At 58.3% G+C, this 19,709-nt stretch carries 18 protein-coding genes, 3 tRNA genes and 2 pseudogenes; 9 read left to right on the top strand and 14 right to left on the bottom strand.

Going from position 1 to position 19,709, the window contains the following annotated elements; translation table 11 throughout:
- Positions 1–10: 10 nt before the first annotated feature.
- Entirely contained in the window at positions 11–451 is a 441-nt protein-coding gene (gene acpS, locus H0194_RS03465; protein WP_185176855.1) for a holo-ACP synthase AcpS, read from the top strand.
- Positions 452–459: 8 nt separating this feature from the next.
- Here acpS and H0194_RS03460 read toward each other — a convergent pair whose 3' ends face one another.
- Entirely contained in the window at positions 460–1,095 is a 636-nt protein-coding gene (locus tag H0194_RS03460) for a TetR/AcrR family transcriptional regulator (RefSeq protein ID WP_185176458.1), read from the bottom strand.
- Positions 1,096–1,101: 6 nt separating this feature from the next.
- Complete coding sequence (gene bcp, locus H0194_RS03455) at positions 1,102–1,593, bottom strand: thioredoxin-dependent thiol peroxidase (RefSeq protein WP_185176457.1); 492 nt, start codon at positions 1,591–1,593, stop codon at positions 1,102–1,104.
- 168 nt (positions 1,594–1,761) lie between these two features.
- Between bcp and H0194_RS03450 the strand changes: the two genes are divergently transcribed.
- A complete protein-coding gene (locus H0194_RS03450; protein WP_185176456.1) occupies positions 1,762–2,040 on the top strand; it encodes a DUF3618 domain-containing protein in 279 nt (92 codons plus the stop codon).
- A gap of 81 nt (positions 2,041–2,121) precedes the next feature.
- Here the strand turns inward: H0194_RS03450 and H0194_RS03445 are convergent, their stop codons facing one another.
- A complete protein-coding gene (locus tag H0194_RS03445) occupies positions 2,122–2,718 on the bottom strand; it encodes an isochorismatase family protein (RefSeq protein WP_185176455.1) in 597 nt (198 codons plus the stop codon).
- A gap of 61 nt (positions 2,719–2,779) precedes the next feature.
- Here H0194_RS03445 and H0194_RS03440 point away from each other — a divergent pair, with 61 nt between their 5' ends.
- Positions 2,780–4,123, top strand: a complete 1,344-nt coding sequence (locus tag H0194_RS03440) for a glutaminase (RefSeq protein WP_185176454.1) — start codon at positions 2,780–2,782, stop codon at positions 4,121–4,123.
- 109 nt (positions 4,124–4,232) lie between these two features.
- Here the strand turns inward: H0194_RS03440 and H0194_RS03435 are convergent, their stop codons facing one another.
- The 3 genes from H0194_RS03435 to H0194_RS03425 form a co-directional block, all read right to left on the bottom strand.
- The gene (locus tag H0194_RS03435) at positions 4,233–5,261 is read right to left on the bottom strand and encodes a PRC and DUF2382 domain-containing protein (protein ID WP_185176453.1); all 1,029 of its coding nucleotides are present in this window, start codon (positions 5,259–5,261) and stop codon (positions 4,233–4,235) included.
- A gap of 366 nt (positions 5,262–5,627) precedes the next feature.
- The gene (locus tag H0194_RS03430) at positions 5,628–6,005 is read right to left on the bottom strand and encodes a hypothetical protein (protein ID WP_185176452.1); all 378 of its coding nucleotides are present in this window, start codon (positions 6,003–6,005) and stop codon (positions 5,628–5,630) included.
- Between the two features lie 92 nt (positions 6,006–6,097).
- Positions 6,098–6,170, bottom strand: a tRNA-Lys gene (locus H0194_RS03425).
- Positions 6,171–6,472: 302 nt separating this feature from the next.
- Between H0194_RS03425 and H0194_RS03420 the strand changes: the two genes are divergently transcribed.
- The 3 genes from H0194_RS03420 to H0194_RS03410 are packed head-to-tail and all read left to right on the top strand — an operon-like array spanning position 6,473 to position 9,516.
- Positions 6,473–7,750, top strand: coding sequence for a L,D-transpeptidase (locus H0194_RS03420; protein WP_246389039.1), 1,278 nt, complete (start codon positions 6,473–6,475; stop codon positions 7,748–7,750).
- Entirely contained in the window at positions 7,728–8,693 is a 966-nt protein-coding gene (locus H0194_RS03415) for an MsnO8 family LLM class oxidoreductase (RefSeq protein WP_185176451.1), read from the top strand. Before H0194_RS03420 ends, H0194_RS03415 begins: the two co-directional genes overlap by 23 nt.
- A gap of 40 nt (positions 8,694–8,733) precedes the next feature.
- Positions 8,734–9,516, top strand: coding sequence for a DUF6882 domain-containing protein (locus H0194_RS03410; RefSeq protein ID WP_185176450.1), 783 nt, complete (start codon positions 8,734–8,736; stop codon positions 9,514–9,516).
- Positions 9,517–9,573: 57 nt separating this feature from the next.
- Here the strand turns inward: H0194_RS03410 and H0194_RS03405 are convergent, their stop codons facing one another.
- A complete protein-coding gene (locus H0194_RS03405; RefSeq protein WP_185176449.1) occupies positions 9,574–9,936 on the bottom strand; it encodes a PH domain-containing protein in 363 nt (120 codons plus the stop codon).
- A 178-nt stretch (positions 9,937–10,114) separates the two neighbouring features.
- Here H0194_RS03405 and H0194_RS03400 point away from each other — a divergent pair.
- A protein-coding gene (locus H0194_RS03400) for an IS3 family transposase (RefSeq protein ID WP_185176448.1) occupies positions 10,115–11,352 on the top strand; the annotation gives its coding sequence in 2 pieces (ribosomal slippage) (positions 10,115–10,442 and positions 10,442–11,352; 1,239 coding nt in all).
- A gap of 75 nt (positions 11,353–11,427) precedes the next feature.
- Positions 11,428–12,404, top strand: a pseudogene (locus H0194_RS03395) (IS3 family transposase); the annotation flags it as partial.
- Between the two features lie 36 nt (positions 12,405–12,440).
- On the opposite strand, the pseudogene H0194_RS10960 reads toward H0194_RS03395, so the two are convergent.
- From H0194_RS10960 to H0194_RS03375, 3 genes and pseudogenes are all read right to left on the bottom strand, one after another.
- Positions 12,441–13,351: pseudogene (locus H0194_RS10960) on the bottom strand (IS3 family transposase); the annotation flags it as partial.
- A 264-nt stretch (positions 13,352–13,615) separates the two neighbouring features.
- Positions 13,616–14,596: a hypothetical protein gene (locus tag H0194_RS03380; RefSeq protein ID WP_185176445.1), complete on the bottom strand. Its 981-nt coding sequence runs from the start codon at positions 14,594–14,596 to the stop codon at positions 13,616–13,618.
- Positions 14,597–14,764: 168 nt separating this feature from the next.
- Entirely contained in the window at positions 14,765–16,672 is a 1,908-nt protein-coding gene (locus tag H0194_RS03375; protein WP_185176444.1) for a hypothetical protein, read from the bottom strand.
- 186 nt (positions 16,673–16,858) lie between these two features.
- Between H0194_RS03375 and H0194_RS03370 the strand changes: the two genes are divergently transcribed.
- A complete protein-coding gene (locus H0194_RS03370; protein ID WP_185176443.1) occupies positions 16,859–17,695 on the top strand; it encodes a trypsin-like serine peptidase in 837 nt (278 codons plus the stop codon).
- Positions 17,696–17,859: 164 nt separating this feature from the next.
- On the opposite strand, the gene H0194_RS03365 is transcribed toward H0194_RS03370, so the two are convergent.
- The 4 genes from H0194_RS03365 to H0194_RS03350 all read right to left on the bottom strand — a co-directional run bounded on the left by H0194_RS03365 (position 17,860) and on the right by H0194_RS03350 (position 19,636).
- Positions 17,860–17,932: transfer RNA gene (locus H0194_RS03365), tRNA-His, on the bottom strand.
- Positions 17,933–17,982: 50 nt separating this feature from the next.
- The gene (orn, locus tag H0194_RS03360) at positions 17,983–18,621 is read right to left on the bottom strand and encodes an oligoribonuclease (protein ID WP_185176442.1); all 639 of its coding nucleotides are present in this window, start codon (positions 18,619–18,621) and stop codon (positions 17,983–17,985) included.
- A gap of 34 nt (positions 18,622–18,655) precedes the next feature.
- Positions 18,656–19,471, bottom strand: a complete 816-nt coding sequence (gene cmrA, locus H0194_RS03355) for a mycolate reductase (RefSeq protein ID WP_185176853.1) — start codon at positions 19,469–19,471, stop codon at positions 18,656–18,658.
- Between the two features lie 91 nt (positions 19,472–19,562).
- Positions 19,563–19,636 (bottom strand) — tRNA-Arg (locus H0194_RS03350).
- Between the last annotated feature and the right edge of the window lie 73 nt (positions 19,637–19,709).

Here is a 19,709-nt window from a genome sequence, read left to right as displayed (position 1 = left end):
CCTCGGCCAGGTGTCGGTGGGCACCGACCTGGTGTACGTGCCGGACTTCGCGGAACAGCTCGATACCCCAGGCACCCGTTTTGCTGACGTCTTCGATGCCTTGGAGCTGCGGGTGGCCGCGGGCAAGCCGGCGGCGCAGCGCGCGGCGCACTTAGCTGGGCGCTGGGCCGTGAAGGAGGCCTTCATCAAGGCTTGGTCGCAGGCTCTGTATGGCCGCCCGCCGCTGCTGCCTGCCGATGCCGTGGACTTTGCCGAGATCCAGGTCCGCCCCGACGCATGGGGGCGCATCGACGTCGCGCTTTCCGGCGCGGTCGCCGAGGCCTTCGCTGCTACGTGGGGAGGACGTGAGCAAGCAGGCCACGCTGGGGAAGCGGGGCAGGGGCCGTGCCTCACGGCGTCGTTAAGCCACGACGGCGACTACGCCACCGCTACCTGCATCATCTACTGGTAGGCCGCGACTTACTGGTAGGCCGCGACGCTGAAGAGGTAGGCGACCATCATGCGCTTGATCTCCTTGACTGCGTAGTCGAACTTGTCCGGGTCGTCATTGCGGACCGCGTAGTTGAGCAGGGACACCACGGTGTGGATGAGCAACCCCGCCAGCTCCACGCGGCGCTCATAGTCCATGGTCGGCGCCAGCGGGCGCAGGATGTCACTGAGCAGGTCCAGCATTTCGCGCTCGGTGTCGGCGCCCGTCGCGCGCGTGGACGGGGTGGCCTGCATCGCGTGCCAGACCGCGCGACGGGACGGGTCCTCACGCCACAGGCGCGCGAGGTGATCGATGAATTCCTCCAGCAAGTCCGGCCACTGCAGGGCGGGCACGCGCTGGGAGAATTCCAGCAATTCGGTGACGTTGACCTTCGTGTCCTCGCGGTCGAGCTCGCAGATGAGGACGTATTTGTTGGCGAAGAATTGATATAACGTACCGATGGGGACCTCGGCGCGTTTGGCCACCTCGTCGAAGGTGAAAGACTCGAATCCGAGATCCACTAAGACGCTGCGCGCCGCCGCCAGGATGCGGTTGTAGCGCTCGCGGCTGCGCGCCTGAGCAGGGCGCCGCCGCGGCACGAGGATCTCGGAGACTTCTTCGGTCATGATGTCTTAGGAGTTGGTTGCCTCAAGATCCTTGATGATGCGCGCAACGTGGCCGGTGGCACGCACGTTGTACTTGGCCAGACCGATGGTGCCGTCCGGCTCCACCAAGAAGGTCGAGCGAATAACACCCTGGACCACCTTGCCGTAATTCTTCTTCTCGCCGAACGCGCCATAGGCCTCCATGACCTCCTTGTCCGGGTCGCTGAGCAGCGGGAAGTTGAGCTCATGTTCGTCGCGGAACTTGGCCAGGGCCTCCACTTTGTCCGGGGAGATGCCCACGACGGCAATGCCGGCGGAGTTGAGCTGTGCCAGGGAATCGCGGAAATCGCAAGCTTCCTTCGTGCAGCCCGGGGTGTTCGCGCGCGGGTAGAAGTAGACCACCACGCGCTGTCCCGTGAAGTCCGCCAGGCTCGTGGTTTCGCCCTTGTCATTAGTCAGGGTGAAATCGGGGGCCTTGTCGCCCACATCCAATCGCTTCGCTTCTGGGGGAGTAGTCATGCCTACACCTTACCGTTGTTGCTACCGCGTCCGGTGCCTACGTTTCGGTGTGCCTTATCGGTGACACCCGGTGTTCGCCTCCCGGCCGCGTTCGCTCGCGAATACACCAATTGCGTTAAAGTGGTGGGAGTAGAAAACGCATGAGACAAACTTTGGGAGACTTTATTTATGGCACGCGATATCAATGACATTCAGCGCGACATCGAGCGCACCCGTCGCCAGCTCGCCAACACCTTGGACGAGCTGACCGTGCGCACTAAGCCGCAGAACATTATGTCTGACGCCCAGGGCGCAGCTACCGAGAAGCTGCAGGACCAGAATGTGCAGATGGTCCTGGCCGGCATCGGCGCGCTCGTTGTTGGCGGCATCGCTTTCGCTGTGTTCCGCAGCAAGCGCCGCTCCAACGACATCAAGGAGCTCAAGCGCCTGCTCGCCGAGCGCAAGTAGTCCTCAGCGCTCATAGCGCACCGTCGAGGCGTCGAGGCTGCCCCCAGTTTAAGGGGCTGGCGTCGGCGCCTTCAACGATCGTTAGACGACCTCGGCTCCCGCCGCGCGCATCTCCTCCAACGCTGCGGCCGCGGCCTCGTCGGACACCGGCGAGCACATGTCGGTGAGCACGCGGACCGTGCGATCCGTGGCGAGGATGTCGAGGACTGAGGCCCGCACGCAGTGATCCGTGGCAATGCCCACCGCATCCACACTCGTGATGTTGTGGGCGTCCAAGTAGTCCAGGAAGCCGGTCTGGTTGTCTCCCTCCGCGGTGGTCGCCTCGGCCGCCGAGTACGCCGCGGTGTACTCGCCCTTGAAGAACGCGGCGTCGGCAGGCTGCGCCGCCAGTTCGCTGCGCAAGACCGGGTGCAGTTGCGCGCCGGGGGATCCCGCCACGCAGTGCACCGGCCAGGTGGTGACAAAGTCCGGTTCTTCGGAGAAGTGGCCTTCAGGGTCGATATGCCAGTCTTGGGTGGTGAGCACTTCGTCGTAGTCCCCGCGGTGTTGTGCTACGAATGTGGCGATGGCGCCCGCCACGGCGTCGCCACGCTCGGTGCCCAATGCGCCGCCGGGGCAGAAGTCTTTTTGAACATCGATGATGAGAAGGGCGCGTCGGCCCGCAGCTGGTGTAGTCATACCTTGGGATAGTAGCCACTAGGCGCCGCGAGCGGGCGGCTTTCCACTAAGGTTGTCAGTCGTGCAGACACCCATTCCGTTTTATCTCAAAGAAATCCTTGACCAAGCCAAGCCCAATACTGACGGCGAAGTAGCCGACTACATCCCGGTGCTGGCCAAGGCCGACCCGGAACGCCTCGGGTTGGCACTGTGCACCACCACGGGGCACGTGTACTCCGTGGGGGACGATGAGGTGGAGTTTTCCATCCAGTCCATCTCCAAGCCTTTCGTCTACGCGCTGGCGCTGCAGGAACTCGGCGTGGAGGCCGTGAAGAAGGTCGTGGGCATGGAACCTTCGGGTGAGGCCTTCAACGAGCTGTCGCTGGGGGAGGAGGACCATCGCCCGGTCAACCCGATGATCAACGCGGGTGCGATGACCACGACCCAGCTCATCAACGGCGTGGACTCGGGCGTGGAGGAGCGCGTGGAGCGCATCCGCAGCTTCCTGTCTAAGCTGGCCGGCCGCGAGCTGCAGATTGACCAGGAGGTCCTCGACTCAGAAATGGAGGGTGCGGACCGCAACCTCTCGCTGGCGCACATGCTGCGCAGCTACGGCATCATCGAGGACGAGGCGCACGACGCCGTGCTCACGTACACCCAGCAGTGCGCCATCAACGTCACGGTTAAGGACCTGGCGATTATGGCCGCCACCTTGGCTAACGGTGGCACAAATCCGGTGACGGAGGAGAAGCTTCTCGACGCCGACGTGTGCCAGCTCACCATGGCCGTGATGAGCTCAGCGGGCATGTACGACGGCGCGGGGCGCTGGATGGCGAACGTGGGCATCCCGGCGAAGTCGGGCGTGGCCGGCGGCCTGTTGGGCATGCTGCCCGGGCAGCTCGGCATCGCGTCGTTCTCCCCACGCCTCAACGAGGAAGGCAACAGCGTCCGCGGCGTGGAGATGTTCCGCCGCCTGTCCCAGGACATGGGCCTGCACCTGATGTCCACGGAGGAGCGCTACGGTATCCAGCCCATCCGTAACGTCATCCACGAGGGCGCGGATTCCTACTTCTACATCCAGGGCCGCATCAACTTCAACGCCGCGGAGACCATTCTCCACGAGCTGTTTGATTACGATCTCAAGGACCAGAACGTCATCGTGGATATCTCCCGCGTCAATGCGGTCAACCGTATGGGCCGGCGCATGCTCAAGGAAGGCTTGCGGCGCCTGCGGGAGGCAGGCCACGAGATCGCCATCGTCGACCCGGACAACGTCATGCCCAACCTGGAGATGCGCGACGGCACCATGGTGCCGGTCCGCGAACAGGAAGGGGCCCTCGATCCCGACGAAGAGCTGCGCGATGAGGCTGCGACCTTGACAGCACTGGCCGAGGAATCAGCCGCAGAAGAATCCTCCACGAACTAAACCCTTAAGTGGTGCGCCCTACTCGGGCCCTCCTCACTGGCATGCGAAAACGCCGGGCTCCCCGTAGTGGGGAGCCCGGCGCTTTGTGAGCTAGGGCTTAATTGCCGTCTTACTTGCGGTGCTTGCCGTCGCGGTCGGCGCCCTCGAAGCCCTTCTCGACCTCAATCTCCTCGCGGCCGAGGTCCTCAGTCACGGTCTCGGTGTCGCGGACGGTGCGCTTGTCCAGGGAAACCTCCTCGACAGGCACGGTGTTCTTCTCCACGTTGACGCGCTCCTCGTGCAGGGTCACGGAAGCCTCGTCCTCGGTCAGGCGGCCGTTGCCAGCACCAGCTGCCGCAGCCTTGCCGTCAATCGGGGTGCGCTCGACGCGGACCTCTTCGCGCTCCACTGGAACCTCAACGGTCTTAGTGTCGCGGACGACGTACTTGCGCAGGCGGGCAGTGCCGGTTTCCACACGGTCCTTGTCCACGCTCAGGCGCTCCTCGGAGCGAACCAGGGACTCGTCACGGTCGGTGCGGTCGCCGTCCTGGAACTTCGCGTCCGGGTCGGTGAAACGAGCGTCGTTGCGGTTGCCCGCTGCGGCGCCTGCAGCACCTACGCCAGCACCTGCAGCAGCGCCGCCGACTGGACCGCGGCTGCCGTCGATGTCCTGCTTGTCCACGCCGCCCTGGCCGGTGCCGGCCGCGCGGTTCTCCGCGATTTCGTCAAAGCCATTCTTGCGGTCGTTGTTCACGCCGGTGTTCACTACGTTGCCGTAAGGCTCGCGACCGTTGTATTCCTCGCGGGACTGGTCGAAGCGGTCCGGCTCGTAGGTCTCGTAGTTGTCTACGGAGTCCAGCTCGTAGTGGCGGTAGATGGTGTTCTGGTCGTCCTCGGTGAGCTGTGCGTCGTCGGTGATCTCCGGGGCGTCCTTGATGCGCTCCTTATCGAAGGCCAGCTTCAGGTTCTCACCCTCCAGACGGTGGCCGCGCAGCGGGACGAGGGAGGAGCTCATGCCGAACAGTCCGTGGCCCACCTCGACGAAGTCCGGCTGGCCGGATGCGTCGTTGATGAAGACTTCCTTGACTGCGCCCAGCTTGTCACCGTTGCGGTCGTATGCGGTTGCGTTAACCAGTTCCTGAATCTTGCGGTTATCCATTGTGCTTTTAACTCCTTCGTTCTGCTTGGTTGTAACTTGCACTATCCACGGTAGGAACGAATGATGAGGTTCGCCGCCAGGATTTGGCATTCAGAAAGTACACAGCGAACGTTGCTTGAAATCTAGCGGCGGGTACGTACCATGCGCGAGCTTCTCGACGCCCCGGTGATTGCGGCCCGACTTAATCCATGCGGTCTTTGTTGTGAACAGGGAAGACGCTCCATAGAAGATGGGGGTGCCCCACTATCTTGGCCGGCTTGGGGGTGACGCGAACGACATGGCGTGGTTAAGCGATGATAACGGCGCCTGCCACCCTTCCTGCGGAAACAAATTTTGTGATAAGAATCACAAAACGGAGGGGTGGGCCTAGAAAGACAGCATCTCTGTCGTTGGAAGCGGTACTGCGATGCCATCTCCCGGTGGGGCGATGTCGAGATCCCAGACCGTGTTGTCAGAGATGTGCAGGAAGATTTCTGCATAGCCGCCGTGGTCGTAGGCGGACAGCACGGTATTCGCAGGCCCCTTTAGTGGGTTAAGGTGCGCATTGGGGTCGGTGTCGTGACCTATTTCAAAAGACGGGCAGGAGCCACAGCCGCATTCGCGGGTCACGTGTGCGGTGCGGATGGAATCGATCCAGCGCATCCGGTGCTCATCTGTGGGGCCCCACTCGCCATCCACGGGATCGGCGTTGGCGCAGATGGCCATGAGGAGAAACTCTTCCTCCGGGGTGAGCTTGCGCTGCATGCCGATCAATCCTTCGCGCTCGGGGGCATGATGGGGGTGGTACGCCAAAAGGCCAAGCTTGGCGTGAAGCCTTGCTTGACCTTGAGGTATTGTGCGCCATCAGGGAATCGAACCCCGAACCCACTGATTAAGAGTCAGTTGCTCTGCCAATTGAGCTAATGGCGCATCGTGCGTGTTCAACTTCTCGGCCCGAAGCCCGTCGGCTTCTTGCTTCGTTGTTGTCCTTGCAACGAGGAATTACTTTAACACCCGATTAAATGACTGCAAAATCGGCAGGTGAAACCGCATTTTTAGGGGCGTCGTCAAGCGTAAAAAAGTTCTGCAACGATTAGGTCTCTTTTGTCGTGTATGTGACGTCGGTGGTGGTGTAATTTATGGCGAGGAAGTAGGCTGTGGGAGATTGTCTTGACACCTGCCATTGGGTGTCGTGAGCTTTGTTTTATAGAGGGAATAAAGTGTTCAATACAGTGAATGCGTGGGCAACGAAACGAGTTGTGGCCTGTATCGCGGCCGTAGCCACCGTGGCGTCGCTGACTTCCTGCACCATCGAGCGGGAAGACAACGCCGACGAGCTCTCGCCTGCGGCCAAAGCTGAATCCCTCGGTGCGGAATCGTCCGCACGCACCGCGCCGGACGCGGAAGAGGGGGCCGAGCGCGACGGCAAGGTGGACAAAGATTCTGCAGACGTCAAAGCCAAAGCCCCGGAGATTTCCGTCAAGGACGGCGCCAAGGACGTCGACCCCCTCGTCCCCGTCACCGTGACCTCGCGTGGCAAGGGACTGAAGACCGTGACCATGACCAACGAGTCCGGCAAGGTTATCGCGGAGAAGCTCTCCGCCGACGGCATGGTCTGGTCCACGGACGAGGAACTGGGGTACTCGCGCACCTACACCATCGTCGCAGTGGACGAGAACGGCAGGAAATCCACCGCCACCTTTAAGACCCCAGTGGTCAACGGCACGACTGCGGTGAGCCTGTCGCCGCTGCCGGGGTCCACTGTGGGCGTGGGGCAGACCATTGCCTTCCGCTTCGCCGCGCCAATGACCGATCGCAAGAAGGCTCAGGAAGCGCTCGAGATCAAGACCTCCCCGGAAGTAGACGGCGCTTTCTACTGGGTCAATGATTATGAGGTGCGCTGGCGCCCAAAGAAGTACTGGCAGCCCGGCACCAAGGTCAAGGTCACGGCCAACATCAAGGGCAAGGATCTTGGCGGCGGCATCTACGGTACGGAAAACAATAAGACGGACTTCACCATCGGCGACCGCGTGGTCACCCGGATCAACGACGCCACGAAGACGATGACCGTATTTAAGAACGGCAAGGCGCTGCGCACCATCCCGGTGTCCCTCGGTCGCGACGGGGAATTTGCCACGCCCAATGGCGTTTACATGATTGGCGACGAACACGAGCAGCTGCTCATGGACTCCACTACCTTTGGTCTGGCGCTGGACCAGGGCGGATACAAGACGAACGTGCAATTCGCCACGCAGATGTCGTACTCCGGCATCTACGTCCACGCCGCGCCGTGGTCCGAATGGGCCCAGGGCAGCCAGAACACGTCGCACGGCTGCGTCAACGTCACCACGGAAGCGGCGCAGTGGTTCCAGAGCGTGGTCAAGCGCGGAGACATCGTGGAGGTGAGCAACACCTCCGGGCCGCAGCTGTCCGGCTTCGACGGTCTGGGTGACTGGAACATTCCGTGGTCGGAATGGAAGAAGGGTAATGCAACTAGCGGTTCTCGATAGAGCAGCGACCACCCCGGCAGAAACCGTCGGGGAGACCCTCCGCGGGGTCATCAACCACGCCCGCGATGTAGAAAATCTCGGCTTCAGCCGCTTCTTCGTCGCGGAGCACCACGGCGTGCCCGGCATCCCTGGCTCGCAGCCCGCGCAACTAGCCACGGCCGTCGCCGCGCACACCACCTCCATCCGCGTGGGCACCGCCGGCATCATGGTGCCCAACCACCCGCCATTCATCATCGCGGAACAGATCGGCGTCCTGGAGGCACTCTACCCAGGTCGTATCGACGTCGGCCTGGGTTCCTCAGTGGGCTTTACCCGCCCGGTCCGCGCCGCCCTGCGGCAGGCTGAGCCCCGCGAACTCAAAGCGCGCTACGGTGCGGACCTCGACGAACTCTTAGCGTTCCTTTCCGGCGAGGCGACCGTCCACGCCCGCCCCGAGAACCACGCCGCCACACCACTGTTCGTGCTTGCGGGCTATCGCTCCGCCACGCTGGCCGACGAACGCGGCTTGGGCATCATCACCGGTGGCCCCGCCGCGACCCAGGCCTCCGCGCTGGAGATCTACCGGAAAGCGTTTAAGCCCTCGCCGTGGCTGCAACGCCCGCACGCCATCGCCTCGCTCAACATCGCCGCCGCCGACACCGCTGCGGCCGCCCGCGATCTCCTTTTGCCGGAGAACTACTCCAAGGTCCTCTCGCAATCCACGGGCGAGTTCTCGCCTCTGCGTCCGGCACATGAGCTGGACCTGGACGCGCTGACCAACCAACAGCGCGAGCGCCTCGCCGAGGCCCAGTCCTTCGACGTCACCGGCACTATCGACGACGTCGCGAAGCAGCTCGCCGCCCTCGAACGTGAGCTCGGCGTCGATGAGTTCCTCGTCACCGGCGACATCCCGGACCGCGCCGGACGCCTGCGCAGCGAGGATTTGTTGTCCACGCTGCTTTAGCTCCCCGCCCGGCGGCTATACACCGACTATTCTGGGCGCCATGATTCGTGAAATCCGCCGCGTGGGCCAGCACGCCTACTTCTATGCCCTCTCCCGCTCGGAACAGCTCATCGAGTGGCTCAACGATGAGCTCGGCGACTACACCGTCGAAGCACAGGACGAGGGCCGTCGCACCACCCTGGTGGGCAAGGACAAAACCATCACGATCACCGGGCACGTCATCGCTTCTGTGGCTGTGAACCCGCAGACCCTGCTCTGGCGCTGGGCGGACGACGACACCGCCTCGGTGGCGGCGCTCATCCGCGATTGGGGTCGCGACAACGGCCTGCGCACCCTGACCACCCAGGAGGTGCCCTACGAGCCTCTCGACGCCCCGGCAGCCAACCCCGCCCACATCGCTGAGGACCTCGGCTGCCTCGGCTTCGAAGTCTTCGGGCAGGACGCGATGTACCTGTTCTTCCCGTTCAACAAGGCCGGCTCCCAGCTCGTTCTCTTGGTGGAGAACTTCAGCGAAACCCCGCCCGCCTTCGACTTCACCGCGTTCATGACCAAGCTCCCACGGCTCATTACCTTCGCCGATGACGTCGCCTGGTCCATGGACGGCCTCACCCGCATCCGCCCGGACTGGCAAGTCCAGCACACGCTTATCACCGACAACGAACGCGGAGGCGACAACGGCGACAACGGCGACGACGACAACTACACCGACCGCTGGTCCATCACCAACGAGTCCGGCCTCACCGCCACCTACGACCTCGCCTACGACTCCCACCGCCGCGTCACCGCCGTGCGCGCCAATCTGCCCGCAGTGGGTGGGAATTAGTTTTTGCTCTCGAGTCGAAGTCTGGAGAGCCTTGCGGCTGGTGTTCTAGAGCATGAGCTAAAGCACGCAGTGTGCGATGAGGCTATCGATGCGACGGACATCGATTTTCTTGCCTAACTTGATCTTGATGTGCCCCGCACGGGTCCATAGCTCGACCTCGGCATTGAAGTCCATACGGCCCGCATTTTCCGTAGACCACATGGTGATAGAAGAGTATGGAATCGAGTAGATTTCGATCTTCTTTCCGGTCAGCCCTTGAGAGTCGCGAACGATGAGGCGCTTTGACGTGAAAATGGCCGAGTCACGGAACGTCTTGAAAGCAGCGTAGGGCTGCTCACTTTGGACAAGCATGCGGCTGACGTCCTCGGGGATAGGGACCTCTTCAAAGAACGTCCACTCGGTAATTGGCGCCATTTCCATTGTCACTCCTGAGCATGTGTGAATTAATAAATAGAGGTGCTGAAAATTTTACAACCTTCATGCTCAGTTCATCGCACATGCGTTGTTTTTAACACCCGTGGGGGAGTGGGACCTGACCCCCAGATGGCGGACACCTTGAAACCAGCATCTCGCTGGGGAAGTGAGGTACCTTTCCACCATGCCACGCAAGACCTACACCGAGCAGTTCAAGCGCGACGCAGTCTCGTTGTACGAGTCGACCCCCGGAGCAACGCTCAACGCGATCGCCTCCGATCTCGGGGTCAACCGCAACTCCCTGCGCACCTGGCTCGACGCCTTCGGCACCGGCACCAAGACCAACGCCAACGGTGAAAAAGTCGCCAGCCCCATTGCTGCAGCCAACAGCGCACGCACGCCTGCTGAAGGACTCTCCGACGCCGAACGCATCCGCGTGCTGGAACGCGAAAACGCCAAGCTCCGGGAGGAACGAGAGATCCTCCGCAAGGCGGCCAAATATTTCGCGGAAGAGACGAACTGGTGAACCGCTTCCGGTTCGTTGATGACAACCGAGGCCTCTACGAGGTCAAGCGGTTATGTGAGGTTTTGAAGATCAACCGGTCCTCGTATTACAAATGGAAATCAGCTGCTTCTGCCCGCCGGCGACGCGTCCTTGACGACGCGGTGCTGGGAGCGAGGATCAAGGCCGTGTTCACGGCCGAGAACGGTTGTTACGGGGCGAAACGCGTGACGGCGGCCATCAATTCCGATCCAGCCAACGACGACCTTTTCAATCACAAGCGCACCGCCAGGTTGATGCGCCAGATGGGCCTGTTCGGCTACACCAAAAAACGCCGGGTGAAGACCACCGTGTCTGCGAAACGGGCTCCGAAGTTGCCCGACCTGCTGAAACGCCGGTTCACCGCGGAGAAACCGAACACCATCTACGTCGGCGATATCACGTACCTGCCGATCGCGGACGGGTCGAATATGTACCTGGCCACCGTCATCGACTGCTATTCGCGGCAGTTGACCGGTTTCGCGATCGCCGACCACATGCGCACGGAGTTGGTCGAAGAAGCTCTCACGATGGCCCACGGGGTCCGAGGCAACCTTGACGGGGCGATTTTCCACTCCGATCATGGCAGCGTCTATACCTCTGGGCAATACCGGAAGCTGTGTGAACGATTCGGTGTCACCCAGTCGATGGGAGCAATCGGGACGAGCGCGGACAACTCGTTGGCGGAGTCGTTCAACGCCACGCTGAAACGGGAAGTCCTCCAGGACGAGTCCGTTTTCCCAAGTCAGCTCGTATGTCGTCGGGACGTGTTCCGGTGGTGCACGCACTACAACACCAGGCGCTTGCACTCGTGGTGCGGCTATCGCTCGCCGAACGCCTTCGAAGCCGCCGGATCAGCTACACTTACTATCGCATCTTGATTAAATCCCCGTGTCCACTTTCCGGGGTTCGGGCCCCCACAGAATTGTCCGTTGCCGAAGAAAACCACCAACTAAAAAAAGGAAAACGCGCTCCTGCGTGAAGAGCGCGACATCCTTCGCAAGGCCGCTAAATATTTCGCGGAAGAGACGAATTGGTGACCCGCTTTCGGTTCGTTGATGACGCTAAGAAAAACCATTCGGTTAAGCGGTTATGTAAGGTTCTGGGGCTCAACAGGTCCTCCTACTATAAATGGAAAAATAGCAGCTCAACTCGCAGAAAAAGACTCATATCCGACGCCATTCTCGGCGCCCGGGTCACGACTGTATTCACCGCTGAAAATGATTGTTACGGCGCCAAGCGAATTACCGCTGAACTCAAAGACCAGGTCGCTCATGACCCCGTGAATCATAAGCGAGTTGCGCGGGTCATGCGTAAACTCAAATTGTTTGGCTACACCAAAAAACGCTAGGTCACTACCACGGTGTCCGATCAGAAAAAGCCGGTGTTTCCTGATCTGGTAGGGCGCAAATTCACTGCTCCTGCACCGAATCAAGTCTATGTCGGGGACATTACGTATCTGCCGATTGCGGATGGGTCGAATATGTACCTGGCCACGGTCATTGATTGTTATTCACGCAGGTTGGTGGGCTTTTCCATCGCAGATCACATGCGCACCAGCTTGGTCCAAGACGCACTGCTGACGGCCAAAGGCCAGCGTGGAAGCCTGACTGGGGCGATCTTTCACTCGGATCACGGCAGCGTTTACACCTCGAATGCGTTCCAGGCCGCCTGTAAGGACATGGGGATTAGGCAGTCGATGGGATCAATCGGGACCAGTGCGGATAACGCGTTAGCGGAGTCCTTCAATGCCGCGATGAAGCGGGAAGTCCTGCAGGAGTCCAAGACATTCATGAATCAGTTGCTCTGCCGGAGAGATGTATTCCGCTGGTGTACCCGTTACAACACGCTGCGTCGGCATTCCTGGTGTGGTTATCTCGCGCCATCGGTGTTTGAGAGCCGGAATCTAGCTATACTGAGATCTGCTTCCTAATTAAACCCTCGTGTCCACTATTCGGGGGTCGGGCCCGTTGCCTCGGACCCCGTGGGCCATCGTGAGAGCTTCTTCGACCAACTCCGTGCGCATGTGGTCGGCGATCGCGAAACCGGTCAACTGCCGCGAATAGCAGTCGATGACGGTGGCCAGGTACATATTCGACCCGTCCGCGATCGGCAGGTACGTGATATCGCCGACGTAGATGGTGTTCGGTTTCTCCGCGGTGAACCGGCGTTTCAGCAGGTCGGGCAACTTCGGAGCCCGTTTCGCAGACACGGTGGTCTTCACCCGGCGTTTTTTGGTGTAGCCGAACAGGCCCATCTGGCGCATCAACCTGGCGGTGCGCTTGTGATTGAAAAGGTCGTCGTTGGCTGGATCGGAATTGATGGCCGCCGTCACGCGTTTCGCCCCGTAACAACCGTTCTCGGCCGTGAACACGGCCTTGATCCTCGCTCCCAGCACCGCGTCGTCAAGGACGCGTCGCCGGCGGGCAGAAGCAGCTGATTTCCATTTGTAATACGAGGACCGGTTGATCTTCAAAACCTCACATAACCGCTTGACCTCGTAGAGGCCTCGGTTGTCATCAACGAACCGGAAGCGGTTCACCAGTTCGTCTCTTCCGCGAAATATTTGGCCGCCTTGCGGAGGATCTCTCGTTCCTCCCGGAGCTTGGCGTTTTCGCGTTCCAGCACGCGGATGCGTTCGGCGTCGGAGAGTCCTTCAGCAGGCGTGCGTGCGCTGTTGGCTGCAGCAATGGGGCTGGCGACTTTTTCACCGTTGGCGTTGGTCTTGGTGCCGGTGCCGAAGGCGTCGAGCCAGGTGCGCAGGGAGTTGCGGTTGACCCCGAGATCGGAGGCGATCGCGTTGAGCGTTGCTCCGGGGGTCGACTCGTACAACGAGACTGCGTCGCGCTTGAACTGCTCGGTGTAGGTCTTGCGTGGCATGGTGGAAAGGTACCTCACTTCCCCAGCGAGATGCTGGTTTCAAGGTGTCCGCCATCTGGGGGTCAGGTCCACTTTCAATATTGAAAGCATCCGACGACAACACCACACTCACCACTTTCTGTAAAAATAAGGCCTAGACCCGGCTAGGCACGTGTAAAACAATGCTAGGAACGGCCCTATTTTACAGGAAACATTCCGCCACACACCGGCGTAACAATAAGGTGTACTCTTTTTGTTCATTATGGATACATAATGAACAAGTCTTTACTTCATCTGCTCACTGTATGAAGCGCGTGATATGGAGGAGATTCCGCAGGCACTATCTGAGCATGCGTTCTTTTCGTAGCTCAAGCGGGCTGTGATTTCTTCTGGGGCGTCCCATCGGCGGATTTCAATAGAGTCCTTGCGACGAATTCCGAAAAGCGCCTCAGCTGAAAAATTAACTGGCACAAAACTTTTCTCATGGAACTCCGGAATTGTTCCAGTGAGCTCCGGAGGTTTAGTGTCGCGGTGGTTGATAAATACGTTGCCGTTAGTGTCAATGACACCATTCTCGCCCAACGGTAGGCTTCGTGTAACAGCAAAGTCTTTAGGAAGAACCATGGAAAAATGGCTGACCTTCTGCGTTACCAGCTCATCATCGTCACTGATTCGGACCTCAAACGACTTAAAACGAGTGACCTCTCCTGTTGTTCGTCCCTCTAGGACCTCGAATACGCCGTTACCCAAATAGTTGACGTGAGGATATTTGAAATCCGGGATAGAGGTGTCATAACCGCGGGGGAACTCAATAGTTTTTACGGAACCATCGCTGCGGACCAACACGAGGTCCTTCTTGTGGCGTTCGCCTTCATAAGAATCTCCGACGACAAGCGCGGCGTCCTCTCCTACGGCAAGGGAGTGCGGAACGGTTGGAATCGGTTCCTTGAATGTTGATTGTCCGTGAAATACAACAAGGGAGTGGTGGAATTCAGCCGAATCGGAATCGTTTACGATGCCTACGGTTAAATTTCCTTCAGGAGAACCGCCATAGAACGAGACGGGACTTCTCTCTAGAAAGGAAGCTTTTTCTTCACCTGATCCGAGATCCTTTATTGAGTCTGGAAAATAGCCGTAACTTCCTTCGCGGGTGGTCAAGGCTACGGGGGTCCAGCTTCCTTTACCCTGCGATGAGGCAAGACGCTGCCCAGAGGAGGAGTACAAGTAATAAGTGTTGTGGATACTTGAAGGATAAGGCTCAACCACGGGGCCATAGGAGACTACGAAGTTTCCGGGAGAGGCCCAGGCTTGTTTGTCTCCAGTAGATCGCTCGACGTCTGTGCACCCCGCAAGAACTAGGCACGCAGCGGGTACAACCAGCCAGGGAAAGCTGTGTTTTCTCGAGAGTATCTTCCTCATCTGAAGGTTCCAGTACTATTCGTAGTCTTCTACGAACGGGCTATCTCTGACATCGTCTGGATAGACTCCTGGTCCTCCGTTTTTGTCCAAGTCAATATCATTTTTAGAAGCGTACATGTATGCAGCCCAAACTAGAGAAGAACAATTGAAAGAGTCACCGTCGACATTTCTGTTGAAAGCGAAGTTGTACCGATATCCTGCCCCAGGGGAATTATACCCTGCTCCAGCCTTGCTAGCTGCCCATCTTGCTGCAGAATTTCTTATTTCCTGGGACGCGTTGACTGTCTGCTTACGGAGGTTCCTTAGCCGCGGAGCATGGGTTCTTCGGGGATCTCCGTTTTCAAAGTTTTGACGTCGTTTCACCCCTGCTGTTGAGTCATCCTGTCCGGACAAAGAACTGCTGCCCACTGCCCCCGAGGCTTCAACAGTGTCGTTTTTCGAGTTATCGCTAGCATGGGGATCGCCAACAAAAATTCCATTGTGCCCATGATTTACACGAGCAGTTGTCGCGTCAGAGTAGAATATATCTCCTCGATTTTTGGGATTAATAGGATCTACATCCGTACCTTCAGGCAGGCCCCCTGACTGTAAGGATACAGTTTCCAGCTCATATCTATCGTTGTATTCGATTAACTCATTAAGCGCATCAGCGAAAGCTTTCTTTACATCGCTCTGTTTAGTGAACTTTATGTAGTCCATTCCATCCGCATATACTTGGCGTGCGTCAAGATGTCCATGCTGATTACCGGGCATAAAATCTACGATTTTCTGGACTACATCGCCGTACCCCGTTAAAGTTTTATGCTCAAATTTTTGACTAATTTTCACATCATTAGCGGACTCAACGGCATCTTCTACAGGGTATCCGTAGCTACTTTTTTCGAAACCAGCTTTACCCCACTCTATGAGGATAGAACCGAGAACAGCATGTGCCCCGTGCCGCGGTGTCCAGTAGATCATTCCGCGCTCGAAGACGTTGTAGCGTCCGACACCGTCAGGGGTGGTTAGCTCATCGCTGATGGGGTAGCCAAGTTCACTGTTTTGGGCTCCCATGGATTGCCATTTGTCATAAATTCGGCCTTGGATGCTAGCCTGAGTTGCCGGCAATGCATTGTGGGTGTAAACATGTCCACCTTGGAAGTCTTGTTTAAACCACTGGTTTCCTAAAGCCATATCGCTGGTAGTGGGGTACCCAAGGAAGCCCTTTTCCCAGCCATGGCGTTGCCAGACTTTAGCTGCTGGGAGACTAACTGTATGTGCTCCTGTCTTGGGGTGCCAGTAGATATATCCATTGACAAACTCAGAACGCTTTCCTCTTCCGTCTGGATTGGTGAGCTCATTAGACTTTGGCAGAAGAAGGAAGCTGGTTGGGCCGCCTACCTTATCGTATTTTTCTTTAATTAAACCGCATACTTCAAAGGGAGAAGGCCAGTACACTTTACACCCTGGCCGAGCATTCAGCGTTGGAGTATCAGGGTTGGCAAGTTGTGCTTCTCGTATTTCTGCCTTGTCGGCTTCGTTCTTGTCAATACCGGCAGGAATTTCTTCTCTGTCGGAGCGCATTTGACCAGGAATAACTTCACTGTTGGGATTAGAAGTCGGATGCCATTCTTTCAGCCCTTGTGGGTTGAGCTCTTCATTTGTGGCTTGGTTGACTTCATATCCTTCTGCCCCTGGAGGGGTTGGGATTCCCCACTGAGCAAATGGACCATCGACTACTTGTTGCGAAGTCGTATCACGGTGATCAGAGGGGTAAAAGTCGTTGTCGGCAGACGGTGTTTCAGATGTTTGAATTTTTGATTGTTGTTCATCGCGTATCGATGATCCCAGAAGTGATGATTGTGCGACTGCAGTGCCGGGAGTGGTACTGATTAATAAGCTTGCTGCGACGAAAGCAAGTAGTTTGCGTGAGAGAGATTTCATGGCAGTCCTTAGATGAGAGTAAAACAAGGAGTTGTTCTACTAGGTCAGCTTATAGCCTGGCGGCAGGCTACGCTGGTTAAGTGAAAAAGTTCTCCTTTCTAATCTCGTGGGATACCGATGAAAATAGTTAAACTCGGCCTTTCTTCTCTAGCCTGCGTATTTTCTGCGCTAGGAGCTTGTTCTGCCGTGGCTGTTGCTGCAGATAATGACTTCGCTTCATTGCAAGCAAGCAGTACTGTGCCGGTGAATGATAATCGTATTGCGGCTTTGTGGTCAGTAACTCCAAGTTTGGATGACTCACAGCAACAACGTGTTCGGCGTGATTGCACGGCAAGCTATGTAGGGGACAATTTCTGGTTGACCGCGCATCACTGCGTCTCTAATTCACCTTTTATGGATGGTTTTCTCCGCCAATCAGATGGTGAAGTAGCAGGTATCGCTGCTATCTATACCAAGTCTTCTACTGAAGATGTTGCACTTATTAAAGTCGGTGACGGAATCAATGCCGATTCATTTACCTTGGCCGCAGAGCCGTTGAAGATCGGGGATCAAGCCGTACTTACCGGTTATGGTCAACCTCACGACTATGCTTCTTCGGCGTCAACAGTCATTTCCGAAAAGGTAGACTCTTTGAACTTTGGAAACGTTACGTATACAGATCTGTTCAAAGGGAAATCGTCAACGGACTCACGCTCCTGTGGTGGAGATTCAGGAGCACCTGTCTATAAAAACAACACTCTCTACGCAGTACACACTGCCGGCGGATTTAACCCAGAATGCACCGATGGAAAAGATAGGCCCATGTGGCATACAAACCTCCCCCCGAGAGCTCACTGGGTACATGAAACCATCCACTCTAACGTGGGACTTTCCCCTCAAGAAAAAGTTAAAGCAAAAAACGGCCTTAAGTATGCTCCCCCTGTAACTCATCCGCCCGTTGAGACCCATACCCCAGATACTCATAAAGAAACACGAAAAAGCTCTTCTGCAATGTCCTCGCTATCAAGCTTGAGTCATTTTTAAAACATCAATGATCGTATATAGATTCCAAATTTCGGGCTTATTCCTGATCTTGTCATAGCCCAAGGCTCTCGGGATATGCGACAAAAAGTGTGTCCGGGTCGGGAAAATGGCAAAAAGTTGGCCCCTTAACCAACGTTGCCGCAGGTTAAGGGGTCTTTCTTAGGGGTGGCTGACGGGGCTCGAACCCGCGACACCCAGGATCACAACCTGGTGCTCTACCAGCTGAACTACAGCCACCATTGCTGCCTTAAAAGCAGCGGAATTAAGATTAACCCACAACGCGTAAATTACAAAAACCGCTGGTAGGCATCGGTGGCGGCCTGCTTTGCGTCGAGTGCTTCCTCGGATGTGGGGTGGTCGCCGGCCACGAACACGGCGCGGCGGTAGAAGTCCAGCTCGCGGATGGACTCCACGATGTCCGCCAGGGCACGGTGGGCCAGGCCCTTGTCCGGCTGGTTGAAATACGCGCGCGGGAACCAGCGGCGCGAGAGCTCCTTGATGGTGGAGACGTCAATCATGCGATAGTGCAGCGCCTCGTCCAGGCGCGGCATGTAGGCGCGGATAAAGGTGCGGTCCGTGGCGATCGAGTTGCCTGCCAGCGGTGCCGGATGGTTGGGGTCGCAGTGCTCTTTAATGAGAGCCAGGACAGCATCCTCAGCCTCCTGGAGGGTGACCTTCGACGCGCGGATTTCCTCGTCCAGACCGGACTTCTTGTGCATCTGGGTGACGAAAGCGTCCATCTCCGCCAACTCGTCCTCGGTGGCGTGGACGACCAGGTCCACGCCCTCGCCCACAATATTGAGGTCCGCGTCAGTGATCACCGCGGCCACCTCCACAATGACGTGGCGGGCCGGGTCGAGCCCGGTCATCTCCAGATCAATCCAGACGAGGCGGTTGTGCTTTTCAGGGGTTGCTGCGTCAGTCATAGTTTCAGCCTAGTAGTCGGGTCGTGAGTAGGTTCTAGTGCGCCATCTTGGAGTAGAAATAACCCATCACTGGCGCCAACAAGCCGGTGGGGGCGTAGGAGGAGATCTCGTTCATGGCCTTCGATAGCGGGCCGGGAACTACGCGGCGCTTGTTCTTGGCCATGGCGTCGAGGGTTTCCTCGGAGCAGGACTCATAGGTGGTCCAGAGGAAGTCCGGGACCACCTTGTCAATGATGGATTGTTCGGCCTCCGGCACGACGGCCTCGCGCACCGGGCCCGGCGCCAGCAGGGTGCAGGTGACGCCCGTGCCCTTCAGCTCGTAGTGCAGGGCCTCCGTGAAGGCGTTGACGCCCGCCTTGGTGAACACGTAGGTGGCGTTGTTCGGGATGGGCACGTTGCCCGCGGCGGAACCCACGTTGCAGATGGCGCCCGCGCGGCGCGGGATCATCTGATCCAGCGCAGCTTTGGTCAGGCGGAAGACCGCCGTGGCGTTGAGGTTGTACTGGTTGGTCTCGTAGTCCCAGTCCTGGTCGATGAACTTGCCAAAGCTCGCGATGCCCGCCGAGTTGATGATGATGCTGATCTCGTGATCGTTCATGAACTCGATGACACGGTCGACGTCCGCGTCCTGAGCCAGGTCCGCTGCCAGAACCTTCGCGTCTACCTGGTGGGCCGCGGTGAGTTGATTCGCGAATTCCTGGAGTACTGCCTCGCGGCGTGCCACCAACACCACGTTATAGCCGCGGGAGGCTAGGTCCTTGGCCATCGCCTTGCCAATGCCTTGCGACGCCCCGGTCACCAAAGCGTAGGAGTTGGTTGAAGGCTTTGGGAGGCCGGGAGCGGGGTTCATTCGAGTAACCATGCGCGTAACTATGTCCTTTCGATGGGGGCTGGCTTACCAGGCTACCCGTCAATTGCTGTGGTTACGGCATGAATATGCGTGCCCCCAGCAAGATTCGAACTCGCGACACACCGGGTAGAAGCCGGTTGCTCTAATCCACTGAGCTATGGGGGCTTGGCGGGCAGCGCGCGTGGGCGCTTCACGCCACGGAAAATAGTACCGCACGGGCGGGCGGATAGGTTAGCTG

Origin of the sequence: Corynebacterium incognita (assembly GCF_014217255.1) — a bacterium.
GTDB lineage: Bacteria > Actinomycetota > Actinomycetes > Mycobacteriales > Mycobacteriaceae > Corynebacterium > Corynebacterium incognitum.
The sequence above is the reverse complement of the archived record's forward strand: the minus strand, read 5'-3'. Positions and strand labels throughout refer to the sequence as shown.

Coding starts and splice junctions, on each gene's coding strand:
- cmrA (WP_185176853.1), bottom strand. CDS start 19,471: ATGAACCCCGCTCCCGGCCTCCCAAAGCCTTCAACCAACTCCTACGCT.
- H0194_RS03415 (WP_185176451.1), top strand. CDS start 7,728: ATGCAACTAGCGGTTCTCGATAGAGCAGCGACCACCCCGGCAGAAACC.
- H0194_RS03430 (WP_185176452.1), bottom strand. CDS start 6,005: ATGCAGCGCAAGCTCACCCCGGAGGAAGAGTTTCTCCTCATGGCCATC.
- orn (WP_185176442.1), bottom strand. CDS start 18,621: ATGACTGACGCAGCAACCCCTGAAAAGCACAACCGCCTCGTCTGGATT.
- H0194_RS03460 (WP_185176458.1), bottom strand. CDS start 1,095: ATGACCGAAGAAGTCTCCGAGATCCTCGTGCCGCGGCGGCGCCCTGCT.
- H0194_RS03450 (WP_185176456.1), top strand. CDS start 1,762: ATGGCACGCGATATCAATGACATTCAGCGCGACATCGAGCGCACCCGT.
- H0194_RS03435 (WP_185176453.1), bottom strand. CDS start 5,261: ATGGATAACCGCAAGATTCAGGAACTGGTTAACGCAACCGCATACGAC.
- bcp (WP_185176457.1), bottom strand. CDS start 1,593: ATGACTACTCCCCCAGAAGCGAAGCGATTGGATGTGGGCGACAAGGCC.
- H0194_RS03375 (WP_185176444.1), bottom strand. CDS start 16,672: ATGAAATCTCTCTCACGCAAACTACTTGCTTTCGTCGCAGCAAGCTTA.
- H0194_RS03405 (WP_185176449.1), bottom strand. CDS start 9,936: ATGGAAATGGCGCCAATTACCGAGTGGACGTTCTTTGAAGAGGTCCCT.
- H0194_RS03410 (WP_185176450.1), top strand. CDS start 8,734: ATGATTCGTGAAATCCGCCGCGTGGGCCAGCACGCCTACTTCTATGCC.
- H0194_RS03445 (WP_185176455.1), bottom strand. CDS start 2,718: ATGACTACACCAGCTGCGGGCCGACGCGCCCTTCTCATCATCGATGTT.